Below are 14468 nucleotides of genomic sequence, written 5' to 3' on the forward strand. Positions count from 1 at the left end.
GGGCGCAGTTGTGGAGTTGGCCTGAACCCCGCACACGTTGATGACAACACAAACTGCCTGCTGTGTGGACAGTGCGTAAAGTCATGCGAACATAATAACCCCGACGCTGAAGGACGTCCTAATCCGGGCTTGTTTGTACGACCATGGTTCAAGGATATTTTTGCACTCAGGCCAATGTCTGCCGCACAGACAGCATTCTGTCTTGTTGTGTCAGGGTTTGTAGTTTACGAAGTATTTACCGAATGGAAAGTTACAAAGGAGCTACTGATCTGGATGCCTGAAAATACAAATATGTTGCTGAGTACAGAGAACACCTGGTCACATGGACTGATCAAATCATTGACACTTTTTATAGTCCTGCCGATACTGGTCTGGCTCCTTCCATACGGCCTGTTCAGGTTGGCAGGAGGAAAACTGTCTATAGCAAAATATCTCTGCATTTTCGGTACAGCATTCATCCCGATCATGGCTGCAGCACACACAGTTAAAGCACTACTCAAAACAACATCACGTATCCCCTACTGGGAAAACGCCTTCACTGACCCGATTGGCATAGAGTCTGCGAGAGGCATCATTAACAAATCCATCCAACTGGCGCCATTACCTGTCTGGCGCGATCCTGTTATAACTGCGCTGTCTCTGGTTTTAATATGCGGTGGTATTGCGGTCAGTGCTGTTGTCATTAGGAAACTTACCGTAACCCATGTTAGTCAATCCTGGAGTCGTGCATGGACACTCTATCTCATTCCAGGCATCTATGGCGGTGCTTTTGCCGTTATGATCATCATATGGCGTCTTTTCTGATTTCTTAAACAATCCAACATCAAACAGATCTCAGCTGCTGAGAGAAGCAGGAAATAAAGGAGTAAAATCTTATTTATTTTAATTACAAATATTCGGAAGCATCCGGTTAGGTTTTTGCAAATACCACTTTTGTCATACCCGAATTCTTTTTCGGTTATCCAGGTAACTCGTTTAATCTGGATTCCCGTTTAAAGCATACCTGCCCGAATATGTATCCGTCCCCCCCCAGAATGACATTGTCGGGCTGGCGAACAGTGGAGCCGGGTGGGCAGGAATGACAGTTTTGGAGCATTAGTGTGTAATATGCAAAAACTTAACCTGACGTTACTGAGTAAATCTAAAATCTATCCAGAAATTCTTTACTTTTCTTGATAGATTCAACGGGATTCTGCATCGTTTTGGAATTGATAACGTAGAATCCATAATATCCTGTGGAGTCAAGTGAAGAGGCGAACTCTTCTACCGGTATAATGCCGTCTCCAATGGGCACCTCGATCTGTCGACCTTCTTCCGTTTGTCTGGTGTCCCATAGATTTGTATGGACTATATATTCGTGTAATTCATATACACCCTTTATCGGGTCCAGATTGTTTGTCATTAAAGAGGCCGGATCATATATTACTTTTACCCCATCAGTGTGCAGGGACTTCAGAAAGTCTTTCAGTGTTGAATAATTAACATATGAAGCTTTGACAGCAAGTCTGCATCCGTAATTTTCAGCATGCTGTCCAATCTCACTGAGGGCGGTATTTAGGGCATGCCAGTGTGTAGTGCCTTGATCTGTTGGTATGCTGCCTATCTGTACGGTTATAATAGCGGTTTGTAAATCCAGTGCAAGATTAATAATCTCTTTTGTCCTCTGGATAATATAATCAAATTCATTGTGATTGGTAAAGCCAGCACCGAGTTCTCCTCTCAGAGCGCAGATACATAATCTGTTCATATCTAAAATACGTTTCAACTCACGCCTGCCTGTCTGAGATATGTTCTCAGGCGCTATCTCTCTCTGTGTAGCATCGATTTGAATGCCTTTAAAACCAAGGGTAGAAGCAACGTTGATACCATCCTTAATCCTTAAACGAAAAGATTCCAACACAATACCGGTTCTTTGTTTTATCATATTATAAAAGAGCTCAGCCGTAACATAGTTTAAAGTGCTTAAGCGAATTCTTTGAGTTCTCTCTAAAGGATATGCAGGAAATAAGCCAGGATTTAGATTTATAGTAATAATTTCGGGTTTCGCTTCATGCCTCATTAGGAACAAGAACAATCTTACCAAACTGTTTTCTCTCCAACATCTTTGTTTGAGCGGCAACCGCATCTTTAAGAGGAAAAACAGAATCTAAGACCGATTTCAATCTGCCTGATTCAATAAGTTCCATAACTTTCATCAATTCGCCTCTGCTCCCCATATAACAGCCTGAAACCGAGAGCTGTTTAGCAAATAAAAATCTTAGATCAAAATTTACTGTTGGTCCGCTTGTGGCACCGCAGGTAACAATTCTACCGCCCCGCTTAAGACATAACATACTCTTTTCCCATGTTTCCGGACCAATATGTTCAAAAATCAGGTCAACCCCTCTTCCACCCGTAATCTCATTAACTTTTTCTGCAAAGTCCTCCCTGGAATAATTTATTACATGGTCGGCACCAAGCTCTCTTGCTTTCTCCATTTTTCCATCACTACCAACTGTTGTAATAACATCCGCTCCACTGAGCCTTGCTATCTGTATGGCAGCACTACCTATACCGCTACCTGCAGCATGAATAAGAACCGCTTCTCCTGTTGTCAAATCTCCACGCGTCTTCAACATATTCCACGCTGTCAAGAATACCAGTGGCACTGCAGCCCATTCATTAAAAGACAACTTATCCGTTACAGGAATAATGTTTACCGCCGGGGTTTTTGCATATTCTGCATAGCCGCCATTTACCTGAAAACCCATAATCCTGAATTCATGGCAGAGACTATCATGAGAATTAAGACAGTATTCACACTTACCACAATTTATACCAGGTGCGACAAGAACACGCTGCCCAATATTTAAGCCTTCAACCGCACTACCAATTCCTGCTATTTCTCCGGCAATTTCGCAACCGAGTATATGTGGCAGCGGTATCGTGATACCCGGCAATCCCTGCCTTACCCAGATATCCAGGTGATTTAATCCACATGCCTTTACTTTAACCAGGACTTCTGAAGAAGAAACCTCTGGTTCCTCAATTTCGGTGTATATTAATTTATCAACGCCACCATGTTCTTTAAAAAGAGTTGCCTTCATTACTCAACTTTCTCAAATGCATCTTTGCCGGCGCCACATGCAGGACATACCCAATCATCCGGCAGGTCTTCAAATGGAGTACCTGGTGCTATATCGTTAACACTGTCTCCTTTTTCCGGGTCATATATATAACCGCAAACTGTACATTCCCATTTTGTCATTTTAATTACCTCCTAGATTATATAATGCCCGTTTCCCAAACGGGCTTACTCCCAGTTATCGGCCCGTTTGGGAAACGGGCGCTACATAGAATTACAGATGGCTGTTGGTGTTAGAAACACACAGCTCATTTTCTTCAAAATATTCTCTTACTCCTGATATTATGTTCCCAATAGCAGTATCAACAGGTTCGTTTATTGACGCACCGGCAGCACGCACGTGCCCGCCACCTCCAAAGTCTGAGGCGAGTTTAGCAACATCTACCGTATGTTTTGATCGAAAACTTACCTTTGTTTTTCTCTCACCAATTTCTCTGAAAATAATTACAACCTCCACCTCTTTTACAGCACGAACAAGATCAATAATAACATCCGTATCCACAAATTTTACTCCTGATGATTTTATCATATCTTTTGTCAACTTGGTCCATACCACTTTCCCATCACATTCCGGACGCAGTATACCAAGCGCAAGGTTCAACAACTTCAAATAGCTCATGTGTTTATTATTAAAAAGTTGCTCATATATTACCTCAGATTTAACCCCGACCTTAATCAGGTCAGAGCAGGCTTTTAACGCTTTTACACTTGTATTACTGAATTTGAACCAACCGGTATCAGTTGCAATTGAGAGATATAGTGGTGTTGCGATCTCCAGACTAATGTCTCCATTCATAAAAGTGATCAAGTCAAATATCAGTTCTCCTGCAGAAGATGCCTCTTTGTCTATTATATTAATGTCTGCATAGCCAGGATTAGACGCATGGTGATCGATGCATATCTTAGTAATTGGACTTGTCTTAATCATATCTGCAAAATCACCCAACTGTCCCCAATCAGCAACGTCAACAATAAATATAGCATCAAAATCATTAAGATTTACATTTATATCCCTGTTTTTTAAAAACTTAACATCGCTATCTGTATCAAAACAATGGTATACGGCAGGAAGTGCCTCATTGTTTACTATTACCGCCTCCTTATCTATACTACAAAGAAATCGTTTTAGCGCAAGTTCAGAGCCGATCGCATCTCCCTCAGAAAAGAGATGTGTGGTTATTATGAACTTCTTACCGTCATTTATAATATCTACAATTTCCTGCCACATTAAAATAATTTAGAGCCTTTCACTCGCCAGATTTATTGAATTCACATTATCAAAAGGAAACGTCTGGTTGAGGCATGATCGGTTACGGAAGGACAATTCACATATCCGGGCTTAAAAGCGCAATGGTCTATCTTAATAGTATTTAGATAACTGATACAAACTTCTTACCAAACTCTTCACATCCGTTCAGCGCTTCTTCAGAAGGGGTCATCCTTAACTTACAACCTTCAACAACTATTTTGAAACGTAAACTTTTTAAGATATCTTCAATTATCTGTACCGCTTCACCACTCCATCCGTAACATCCAAAGACCGCCGCCGCCTTACCCCTGATATTTAGTGTTACCAGGCTTGAAATAATATCAAATATTGGCTTTGGAGCTTTTGCGTTCAGCGTAGGTGTCCCAAGGATAATACCATCAGAAGCATCAATTTCGTCAAGCAAGGAGTCCATATCAACTTCTGCGGCATTTAAAAGTGAAACATCTGTATCTGGAAGGCATGCCCCTCTATAAATAGATTCCGCCATCTTTTTTGTGCTGCCATATGATGATACATATATAATTACTATCTTTTTTTTGTCAGGATATTTTTTTGTCTTTCCTGCCCATTCTCTATAAGCTTCAATATATTTGTCCAGATTTTCCCTTAGTATAGGTCCATGAGACGGAGCAATAATATCTAAATCAATATCCTTTATGTTGTCCAGAGCATCGATAACGTGTTTTTTAAAAGGCCTTAATATAGTATCGTAGTAAAATTCATACGCATTAAATGCTTCTTCCTTGGAATCCAATTCATCGTTAAATCTTTTATCACTGCAATAATGTGAACCAAATGCGTCACAGGGAAAAAGTATTTTATCAGTTTCGAGATAGGTAAACATGGTATCTGGCCAATGGAGAAATGGTGCGGATATGAACTTCAGAACCTTACCACCAAGATCAATAGTGTCACCCGCCTTCACCTCTTTGTAGTCAAATTCTTTGTGCAGAATATTCTTCACAAAAGATCTAGCACCTCTGGAAAACACTGGGATTGCTTTAGGTGCCAACTCCATCAATCTGATCAAACCTCCCGAATGGTCAGGTTCTGTGTGATTGATAATAATATAATCAATGTCTTCCGGTCTAACTAACGATCTTATTTTCGAAATAAAGCCGTCAACACAATAGGATTTCACCGTCTCTATGACAGCGATCTTCTCTCCCCGAACCAGGTAGGAATTATAAGTTGTTCCGTGTTTTGTTGGTATAACAATGTCAAATACTACGAGGCCTGGATCCAGAGCGCCGATCCAGTAGACGTCTTCCTTAATCTTAACCGGTTGATCCATTTATTCTTTCTCCATTTGAAGATGTTTGATTTCTAATCTACGCGGAGAACTGCCGGTGCTTACAGACCAGTTTTTCGGTGGTCTGATATCATCCATACAATGCACCATCTCCTGCTTGTCAAGCTGTACAAAAATTTGATTCCAGACACACGGCACATCTTCCGCGACTTCACACTTACCTTCCATCGACCCGCCACATGGACCGTTAAGCAAACTTTTCGAGCACCTGCTTACAGGACAAAAGCCGCCTGTCTTGTCAAGCACACAATCACCACAACCGGCACATCTCTCCAGAAACAAGCCCGGTTCTACCGGTGCACCCATAAAAGTAGTATTTAATCCAGGCAACACCCTTGCCGGGGTATATTTTTCAGCTAATGTCTGCACTCCCACGCCACATGCTATGGAAACCACTGCATCATAATCATTAATATAATTTCCTATTGGCGTAACATACTCCTGCTCACACTGCCTCAAAACGGTCTCTTCCTTTACCTCAAGCGTGCGGCCATCTCTCTTCGCCGCAATGCGTAATTTAATTGCAAGCTCCTCTACCTGTTTTTGACCACCAGTATGACAAACAGTTACACAATCTCCACAACCAATTACGCAAATTTTACTGAAGTCTTTAACCAATTCATAAATTTCTTTAAACGGTTTTGACTCAGCCACTATCATAATTTTTCTCCCTGGAAATATTGAGACTCATACATATTATCTATTTCCGAATAATAACATAAAATCAATGAAAATGAAGTAAAAAAACACTGTTTATATACAAAATAAATGACCGACAGTAAGAAGCTAATTTATTTGTTGAACAAGAACGGCATTTATGCTTAAAATAAATATCATTATTTTTTCAGAACTTTCAAGAGAGCGCTTTAATGATCAATAAGAATATTGTAGTAGGCCCTTTGGAGGTAAATTGTTATATAATAGGATGTGAGGATACAAAGGAGGCCGCCATTATCGACCCTGGAGATAACGCAGATGCAATTATCAGAACGATTGAAGCAGAAGGGCTCAAGCCAGAATTTATCATCAATACACATGCGCACTTTGATCATATAGGAGGAGTGAAAGAGATACAGGACTATTTCAAGATAGAGTTCTTTCTCCACAAAGAGGACCTGTTTCTTGTTTCAAATGCGAGTGAACAAGCTGCATCGTTTGGACTTAAGCCTATTCCCAAACCTGAGGTTAATAAATATATCAATAACGGTGACACAATTTCTTTAGGTAATAAGACTATTACGGTTATTCATACTCCCGGGCATTCACCAGGATGTGTCTGCTATAACGTAGATAGTAGTGTCTTCGTTGGAGATACTCTGTTCGCAAGCTCTATTGGCAGAACGGACTTGCCGGGTGGTTCTTATGAAACACTAATTAATTCAATAAAGGAGAGGCTTTTCCCTCTGGGTGACTCTACCACTGTATATCCCGGACACGGTCCTTCTACAACAATAGGAAATGAAAAAGAGCACAATCCGTTTCTGAAATAATTAAAAAAAAGAGAGAGGAAATTATTTATGAAAAAGATAGGTATCTTAACAGGAGGAGGAGACTGTCCCGGATTAAACGCGACAATCCGCGCAGTTGTTAGAAAAGGGATCAAAGATAACAACTACAAAATGTATGGCATATTGGAAGGATGGAAAGGTTTAATTGAAGGAAATATAAAAGAACTTGATATGTTTAGTGTTTCCGGAATTCTTCCCAGAGGAGGCACCATACTTGGAACAAGCAGGACAAACCCCTTTGGGGAAGGCAAAGAAAAGGACCAAGAACGAATTCTGGATAATATTAAAGCACTCGGCCTGTATGCCATTGTCGCTATTGGAGGTGATGATACCCAGGGCGTGGCATACAAGTTATCAGAAATGGGCGTCAATGTTATTGGCATCCCCAAGACAATAGATAATGATATTTTGTGTACCGATTACACATTTGGCTTTGATACGGCCGTAAATATTGTAATGGATGCAATTGACAGGCTGCATACTACTGCTGAATCACACAACAGAGTGATGGTAGTAGAGGTCATGGGAAGGCATGCTGGATGGATTGCAACATTTGCAGGTATTGCCGGTGGTGCGGATATCATAATGATACCGGAAAAACCGTTAGATATGGAAGACGTCTATAAATCAATAATTAGAAGGCATAAGAGTGGCAAAAATTTCAGTATAGTCGTTGTGTCAGAAGGAGTAAAGATATCTGTAGCAGATAGAGAAAAAGAAGGGTTTGCACTTCAAAGTAACAATAAAGATGATTTTGGGCATGTTATGCTGGGTGGTATCGGATCAGTACTGGCAAATTTAATTGAGAAAAGAACCGGGTTTGAGACCCGAAATACCGTTTTGGGCCATACTCAAAGGGGTGGCTCTCCCACAGCATTCGACCGTATTTTATCCACCCGCTTTGGAGTAGCTGCCATGGAATCAATAGACAAGGGTGAATTTGGAAAAATTGTTGTTTTAAAGGGAAATGAAATTATATCCGTAGACCTTAAGGATGTAATTGGACAAAACAAAATAGTTGATGACTACTGGTATGACATTGCAAAAGTGTTTTTTGGCTGACAAAATAATTTTATTTAATAAAGGGCTAAACCTATGAATGCAGTAATTCTTGCTGGCGGCAAGAGCAGCAGAATGGGATCCAATAAGGCATTTCTCAAATTAAAAGGCAAAACGTTCATAGAACTGCAGATAGAATTACTCAGAGAGATATTTGATAAAATTTCTATTTCAGCTAATACACCATCAGAATATGAGTATTTGAATTTGCCGGTTTACAAGGACATCGATCCCGGTAGAGGCCCATTGGGAGGAATATATACCAGCCTGATAAGCTCTAGCAGTTTTCATACATTTATGCTTGCTTGTGATATGCCATTTGTAGAGACGGAGCTGATAAAACATCTTAAATCTCTTACAAAAGAGTATGATGTCGTTATTCCAAAGAGTGAAAGAGGATTGGAACCATTACACGCATTTTATTCAAAAAACTGTATTGATCCAATCAAGAGAGAACTTGACGCGAACAATCTCCGTATAATCAGTTTCTTTCCACAAGTTAATGTTAAAATAGTAGAGTTGGACAACCTGGCATCATCGAATAATTTCAAAAGTGCAATTAAAAACCTGAATACCAGGGATGAATATGAAGATGTAATAAAAAAGTAATTGTATCCGCTGATGAATACAGGAAACTCAGGAAGAAGTGTATCTTTTTGCAGAATTTGAAAAGTTTAATCAATTAAAAACTTTATTATTTGCCAAAAGCCAAGATCGAGCCGAACCACCACAAGAAAATGCTAAGGCATATACCCTCTTTTATTCATTTCCTGCTTCATGATTGTTAATCTATCTTCTATTTTTTTTATCTTGTCAGCATCATTGCTGCTATAATCGCTTTCTGTGCTGCCGGACGCACGTTTCACCATATAGAGATTAAGGTCGGTTTTATAGTATCTATCTATCAACTCCTCGTCAGTCAGCTTATCTACAGGCTTTAATGCGGTACAGGCAAAAAGTAATAACGGTATTAAGATTAATAATATATTTCTTAACTTCATTATCGAAAATGGTACATTATTGACCTGTTTTTTTCAAGCAGAAATAAGATATAAGGGTTATAAAAATGGGTTTAGAATCTGTTTATCCATTTCAGGGAATTAATAAAATATTTGAATATAATCTGTTAATACATACACTGTTCGGTATAGACATTCCTTAATCCAGCCATAACAGCTTTCGGAGAAATGATGTTTTTCTCGCTTCTGATTTTAGCTCACGTACGGCAACATCTATTTTCTTTTCTAAACTATCGATTCTACCGTTAATTTCATCTATTTTAGATATTAAATCCCTATGTTTGCCTGCAACCACTACCTCCGTTGCCGTAATTTGAGAAGTCATTTCTGTGATTATTTTCCTTGCTCCTTCTTCTAATTTTTTAATTGTACCATCCTGCTCTTTTACGGACGAAACAACTGTATTCATCACTGCTTCTACATCTTTAAGGCGTCTGATTTCATCATTCAACCTGCGCAGGTCATCCACTATTGTAACAGGCAGACTTGTATCTATTTTCTCCTCAAGACGCTTTAACTCACAATCCAGGCTCCCAACCAAATCATTACTATCGTGTAATAACTCCATTCCGCATACCTCCTGGAATACCGGAAAAAAAACTAAAGCCATAATCCACGTATAGGTGTTCGCAATAAATATGCCATGATCCAGGCAATACCACATATTGCCTTAAGCCCTTTCATTATCCGATGATAGAAAACAACTGGAAACATTCAAAACGAATTGGTTTTTGCAACACAATTCCCCATATCTGACAATTTGTCCATATTTATGATAGGAACTATTTTGCAAGCAGACACAATGTCAGAATAAGTTGAAACTGCTTAAGTTTGAAGTGAGCTAAAGTAGCCAGCCTGTGCATGGCACACAAAGCTTAAGGATTTATTAGCTTATAAAAGATTTCTGGTTTCATGACGTTCTTGACTATGCGGCAGGTGAACTTTCTTTTTACCAGGATCTTAAAATCCAAAAACCCTCTTCACCCACATTCCAAAGTCGTCAATCAACGAATAGATTGTAGGCATAATTACCAGAGTTAATATTGTAGACGTAACTAAACCTGAAATCATAACAAGCCCTACCGGCGCCCAGATGCTCTCCCTACCCTCAAACGGCCCAAACAGAAAAGGTAAAAAAAGCGGAAGTACCATTGGCAAAAGCCCAAGGATAGTTGTAAACGTTGTCATCAGGACAGGCCTCATCCTGTCCCTCCCAGCCTTGACAATTGCTTTACTCTTCTCCATACCTCCTCTTCGTAAACGGTTAACATAGTCTATGAGAACAATCGCGTTATTCACTGCAAGACCACATAAAAGCAATAATCCCAGACGGGAAACACTGTCAAGAGGCACTCTCAAAAAATAAAAGACAATTGCCACACCAGTAAATGCAAATGGTATTGTAAGCAGGATTGCCAGTGGATGAATGTATGATTCAAACAGTGACGCCATTATCAGATAAATCAGTATAATAGCCAGTATCAATCCAAACCTGGTTTCTGCCTCTTCACTCTCAAATCTTCTAAATTCCTCTCCCAGACTCCACTCATATCCGGCAGGAAGGTTAAATCCTGCCATCTTCTCCATAATATCATCTCTAATCTTTTTGAGTCCTGTTTTCTTATACTGAGCAGTGATTATCACTATTGGTTTTCTATCTTTTCTTTCAATAGCCTCTGGGCCCCTCCTCTGTTCAAAGTCAACCACTCTCCCTAACACAACACTCTTTTTTTCACTATTTTCTGACTCAAGGTTCTGTAACTGGTCAAGACGCTGTCGATCTTTCTCCTTAAGCTGAAGTACTATGTCAATTTCATTATCTTCTACTTTGAACTTACTCACAGCCCTGTTTCCCAGAGAGCCAGCAATACCATACGCGACTCTCTCAGATGTCAATCCATATCTCCTTACTTTATCTCTATCAATTGATACAATGATTTCGTCTTTACCCTTTTCCAGATTCGTTTGAACATCATACAGATCGGACATATCTGCTAGCCTGTCCTTTATATCGTCTGACAACCTGGTCAGCGTATTAATATTTCTCCCTTTTATTTCAATACTTACCTCTCTTCCGCTACCACTACGACCGTGTCCAAACATCTTCCTGTATTTAACACCGGGAATTACCGGAAACAGAGATCTCATCTCTTTTTCCAAGACAGAAACCGCCTTTTTTGCCACTTCCTGTTTTGCAAAGTAGACTGCAAGAGAACCTCCACTCCTCTGGAAATTGCTGGAAACAGTTTCGATCTCCAATTCCTCTTTGTTCTCCCGGAGAATTCCTTCTAACCGCTCAAAGAGTTCTTTTGTGTCGTCAATGCTGTAACTCTTCGGCACATCCACCTGCACACGTGACTCTCTATAAATACCTCGCCTGACAACCTCCGTCTCAAGTCTTCCAAACAGATAGAGTGCTAAAACCACAATGAATATCGTGGCTACAACCGTGATCCACCTGGAGCGCAACGTCAACTCAACAAATTTTGTATAACAGATAGTCAGTTTCCTTATTAGAGAAGACTCTGATTTCCTGACAGGTTTACTATGTTCTCTCACCAGACCGGATAACTCAGTCAAATTGAGAAATCTTGACGCGACCAATGGTATCAGGGTCAATGCTACAAATAACGAAGAGACCAACGCAGAGCATATTGATACTCCAAAGTCATGCATAAAGACACCCATCCTGGATTTTGAAAGAAACACCAGCGGTATAAAAACACATATGGTCGTGGCTGTTGCGGCTATGATCGCCACACCGACCTCCCTGCTCCCTAAAACAGCCGCCTCCCTTAAACTCAGACACCTCTCCTGTTTATGCCTGAAAATGTTCTCAAGGACTACAACTGCGGGATCAACCATCATTCCTATTGCCAGCATCAATCCCGTAAGTGAAATAATGTTCAGGGTCACCCCTGAACCGACAAATCTTCTCATCAGAAACATCAGACAAAATGTACATAATACTGAAATCGGAATTGCCGCAGTTATTAACAACGCGCTTCTAACGTTGTGAAGAAAAAAGAACAGTATGGCAACAACAAGCGCACCACCCAATAATCCGGCATTCCTTAAACTCTTCAGTCTCTCCAGTATTGCCTGGGACCGGTCACGATATACATGTATAGCCAGATTTTTCATTCTGGGGTCTGCCTTGATCCCGTTAACGGTATTAATAATTTCTCTGGCCACAGCCACCATATTCGCGTCAGACGCTTTCATTACTCTCACCTTAACTGCTTCCCGGCTGTTGAGCCTCTGATAACTCTCCTTGACAGCATATCCATATCTGATATCAGCAACATCAGAAAGCTTTATACCTTTTCTGTTAACCGGTAAAGATGCTACTTCATTTACATTCTGAAACTCCCCTATTACACGCACTAAATACTTTGACGACCCCTCAATTAAGTCACCCGCTGATACATTTATATTATTTGTTCTCAAATATCTTCTTAAAGAAAACGTATCAATGTTATGAGATTTGAGCCTGGCGAGGTCCAGTTCTACTAACAACTTCTTCTTTTCAATACCACGGACATCTACGCTCGCAACACCATCTATCCTCTGGATCTTCGGCTTAATAACATCTTCAACAATATCGTATAATTCACCGATATCACCATGTACAGACACACTAAACTCCACAACCGGCAGATCTCCGGACTTGAAGCGAAAGATGCGTATATTATCAACTTCATCCGGTAGATTATTCCTTATCTGTTCTATCTTGTCTCTCACCTCCAGAGTGGCGATATCCATATCGGTACCCATCTTAAACTCTAAAGACACCTCCGAGTTCACATCTGTTGACCTTGATTCAATTATTTCAATGTGCTTGACAGTCCCGAGAGCGTCCTCTACCTGCAGCGTAATCAAATCCTCAACCTCCTGCGGAGAAGACGACTTATAAGGTACGTTTACTCTCAGGGAATGGCCTGTAATCTCCGGTATGTATAAAAGAGGTATTCTGTATAATGATATCCAGCCAATAACCAAAACACTAAGGATTATCATTAATGTCGTTATCGGCCGTTTAACAGCAAATTCAGGTATATTCATGATGCTGGTATTATTGGAAAACAAAATTAAGTCGCTATCGCTACAAGAACCATCATTCGACTCCCCGTCCGTACCGGCCCGGGCCGGTACGGACGGGGAGTCGAAGTGTTATCAAACATTGCTCTGTACACCAAGTTACTTTTAAGAGAGGACAACAGGTTACAATATCTGTAGGGTTGTTCCCCGAACAACCTTAAAGACTTTACAAATTCTACATCTAATAACTTTAGATAGCTACGGGTTTTTTCGACTGAAAAGAATCGTATGGAATCAGGGAAAAGCAGGTGTACATTTTTACTGTCGAACACGAGGACGTCAGAGTTTTACTCTCTTAACATACTCTGCTCAATCAGGTAATTTGTGAAAATCACGGACAAACAAGTTCCCGCCGGGCCTTGCCGTTCGCCAACCCGACAAGACTGTTCTGGCGCGAAGGGGTATCCATGCCACCCATTTACACTGTAAAGGCTATTACCTGACAGATGCTTAATGTATCTACTCTTTAAAAACTTTACATAAACTTTCCCTTGATTTTATTGTTACAATCTATTAAAAGAGAGAGCTTCATAAACACACATTATTCTCAATTGCCAGGTTATGACAAATAATTCCTTGGAACACTCTATTAAGATAAATTTGTTACGTAAGAAAAGATGGCGGTTCTGGCTTGGAACACCTATCTGCTTTGCCATATTCTGCATAGTTTTTACAATATGTCTGTATCTGGACGTCCCACATCTGGAATTTATACTGGTAGTGCCATATCTTATATCCTGCATATACTGCCTGTGGGGTGTCATTAGCGGTCGGTGCCCTGAATGCGACAGAAGGCTACCGGCACTATGGCACTGGTCAGTTAAACCCAAATGCCGGGTGTGCGGTCCCTTTTCTTTAACAGATAAATCTTCAACTCATAAAGTCCGACATACCTTAAATCAATAATTATCTATTTTCTTTGACTCGAAAACCCATTTTCGTTACTATTTGTTTGTTTAGTACGCATATATAAACGATTAAAACTAAAATTGGTTATGCCTTAATTGAGTTTACAGAACATTAAAAGTGTTGCCAGGTATTTGTTATTATTATTTTGTTAATAACCTGGTTTAAT

The 14468-nt window shown here is 40.2% G+C and carries 14 protein-coding genes; 4 read left to right on the top strand and 10 right to left on the bottom strand.

Annotated features, from left to right (window positions below):
* Positions 1-804: hypothetical protein (locus tag SCALIN_RS22090; RefSeq protein WP_162532229.1), on the top strand; the 804-nt coding region annotated here is incomplete at its 5' end.
* Positions 805-1141: 337 nt separating this feature from the next.
* Here SCALIN_RS22090 and SCALIN_RS08790 read toward each other — a convergent pair.
* From SCALIN_RS08790 to SCALIN_RS08815, 6 genes are all read right to left on the bottom strand, one after another.
* Positions 1142-1924: a sugar phosphate isomerase/epimerase family protein gene (locus SCALIN_RS08790; protein WP_162532230.1), complete on the bottom strand. Its 783-nt coding sequence runs from the start codon at positions 1922-1924 to the stop codon at positions 1142-1144.
* A gap of 124 nt (positions 1925-2048) precedes the next feature.
* A complete protein-coding gene (locus SCALIN_RS08795; protein ID WP_096894137.1) occupies positions 2049-3086 on the bottom strand; it encodes a zinc-binding dehydrogenase in 1038 nt (345 codons plus the stop codon).
* On the bottom strand, positions 3086-3247 hold the full coding sequence (gene rd / locus SCALIN_RS08800) for a rubredoxin (RefSeq protein ID WP_096894138.1): 162 nt from the start codon (positions 3245-3247) through the stop codon (positions 3086-3088). The genes SCALIN_RS08795 and rd overlap by 1 nt, the downstream gene beginning before the upstream one ends.
* 91 nt (positions 3248-3338) lie before the next feature.
* A complete protein-coding gene (locus SCALIN_RS08805; RefSeq protein WP_096894139.1) occupies positions 3339-4352 on the bottom strand; it encodes a DHH family phosphoesterase in 1014 nt (337 codons plus the stop codon).
* 142 nt (positions 4353-4494) lie between these two features.
* Entirely contained in the window at positions 4495-5688 is a 1194-nt protein-coding gene (locus SCALIN_RS08810) for an FprA family A-type flavoprotein (RefSeq protein WP_096894140.1), read from the bottom strand.
* Positions 5689-6366: a methylenetetrahydrofolate reductase C-terminal domain-containing protein gene (locus SCALIN_RS08815; RefSeq protein WP_096894141.1), complete on the bottom strand. Its 678-nt coding sequence runs from the start codon at positions 6364-6366 to the stop codon at positions 5689-5691. It lies immediately after the preceding gene.
* Positions 6367-6575: 209 nt separating this feature from the next.
* Here SCALIN_RS08815 and SCALIN_RS08820 point away from each other — a divergent pair, with 209 nt between their 5' ends.
* The 3 genes from SCALIN_RS08820 to SCALIN_RS08830 are packed head-to-tail and all read left to right on the top strand — an operon-like array spanning position 6576 to position 8882.
* On the top strand, positions 6576-7196 hold the full coding sequence (locus SCALIN_RS08820; RefSeq protein WP_096894142.1) for an MBL fold metallo-hydrolase: 621 nt from the start codon (positions 6576-6578) through the stop codon (positions 7194-7196).
* A 27-nt stretch (positions 7197-7223) separates the two neighbouring features.
* A complete protein-coding gene (locus SCALIN_RS08825) occupies positions 7224-8276 on the top strand; it encodes a 6-phosphofructokinase (RefSeq protein WP_096894143.1) in 1053 nt (350 codons plus the stop codon).
* Between the two features lie 33 nt (positions 8277-8309).
* The gene (locus tag SCALIN_RS08830) at positions 8310-8882 is read left to right on the top strand and encodes a molybdenum cofactor guanylyltransferase (RefSeq protein WP_096894144.1); all 573 of its coding nucleotides are present in this window, start codon (positions 8310-8312) and stop codon (positions 8880-8882) included.
* Between the two features lie 131 nt (positions 8883-9013).
* Here the strand turns inward: SCALIN_RS08830 and SCALIN_RS08835 are convergent, their stop codons facing one another.
* The 4 genes from SCALIN_RS08835 to SCALIN_RS08850 form a co-directional block, all read right to left on the bottom strand.
* The gene (locus SCALIN_RS08835) at positions 9014-9274 is read right to left on the bottom strand and encodes a hypothetical protein (RefSeq protein ID WP_096894145.1); all 261 of its coding nucleotides are present in this window, start codon (positions 9272-9274) and stop codon (positions 9014-9016) included.
* 157 nt (positions 9275-9431) lie between these two features.
* Positions 9432-9860 (bottom strand): hypothetical protein, encoded by a 429-nt coding sequence (locus tag SCALIN_RS08840; protein WP_133111791.1) that lies wholly within the window; start codon positions 9858-9860, stop codon positions 9432-9434.
* Positions 9861-10252: 392 nt separating this feature from the next.
* A complete protein-coding gene (locus SCALIN_RS08845; protein WP_096894147.1) occupies positions 10253-13357 on the bottom strand; it encodes an efflux RND transporter permease subunit in 3105 nt (1034 codons plus the stop codon).
* Positions 13358-13896: 539 nt separating this feature from the next.
* On the bottom strand, positions 13897-14136 hold the full coding sequence (locus tag SCALIN_RS08850) for a hypothetical protein (protein ID WP_133111793.1): 240 nt from the start codon (positions 14134-14136) through the stop codon (positions 13897-13899).
* Between the last annotated feature and the right edge of the window lie 332 nt (positions 14137-14468).

This window comes from Candidatus Scalindua japonica, assembly GCF_002443295.1.
Lineage (GTDB): Bacteria > Planctomycetota > Brocadiia > Brocadiales > Scalinduaceae > Scalindua > Scalindua japonica.

Coding starts and splice junctions, on each gene's coding strand:
- SCALIN_RS08810 (WP_096894140.1), bottom strand. CDS start 5,688: ATGGATCAACCGGTTAAGATTAAGGAAGACGTCTACTGGATCGGCGCT.
- SCALIN_RS08840 (WP_133111791.1), bottom strand. CDS start 9,860: ATGGAGTTATTACACGATAGTAATGATTTGGTTGGGAGCCTGGATTGT.
- SCALIN_RS08850 (WP_133111793.1), bottom strand. CDS start 14,136: ATGCAGGATATAAGATATGGCACTACCAGTATAAATTCCAGATGTGGG.
- SCALIN_RS08830 (WP_096894144.1), top strand. CDS start 8,310: ATGAATGCAGTAATTCTTGCTGGCGGCAAGAGCAGCAGAATGGGATCC.
- SCALIN_RS08835 (WP_096894145.1), bottom strand. CDS start 9,274: ATGAAGTTAAGAAATATATTATTAATCTTAATACCGTTATTACTTTTT.
- SCALIN_RS08790 (WP_162532230.1), bottom strand. CDS start 1,924: ATGATAAAACAAAGAACCGGTATTGTGTTGGAATCTTTTCGTTTAAGG.
- SCALIN_RS08815 (WP_096894141.1), bottom strand. CDS start 6,366: ATGATAGTGGCTGAGTCAAAACCGTTTAAAGAAATTTATGAATTGGTT.
- SCALIN_RS08845 (WP_096894147.1), bottom strand. CDS start 13,357: ATGAATATACCTGAATTTGCTGTTAAACGGCCGATAACGACATTAATG.
- SCALIN_RS08820 (WP_096894142.1), top strand. CDS start 6,576: ATGATCAATAAGAATATTGTAGTAGGCCCTTTGGAGGTAAATTGTTAT.
- SCALIN_RS08805 (WP_096894139.1), bottom strand. CDS start 4,352: ATGTGGCAGGAAATTGTAGATATTATAAATGACGGTAAGAAGTTCATA.
- SCALIN_RS08795 (WP_096894137.1), bottom strand. CDS start 3,086: ATGAAGGCAACTCTTTTTAAAGAACATGGTGGCGTTGATAAATTAATA.
- rd (WP_096894138.1), bottom strand. CDS start 3,247: ATGACAAAATGGGAATGTACAGTTTGCGGTTATATATATGACCCGGAA.
- SCALIN_RS08825 (WP_096894143.1), top strand. CDS start 7,224: ATGAAAAAGATAGGTATCTTAACAGGAGGAGGAGACTGTCCCGGATTA.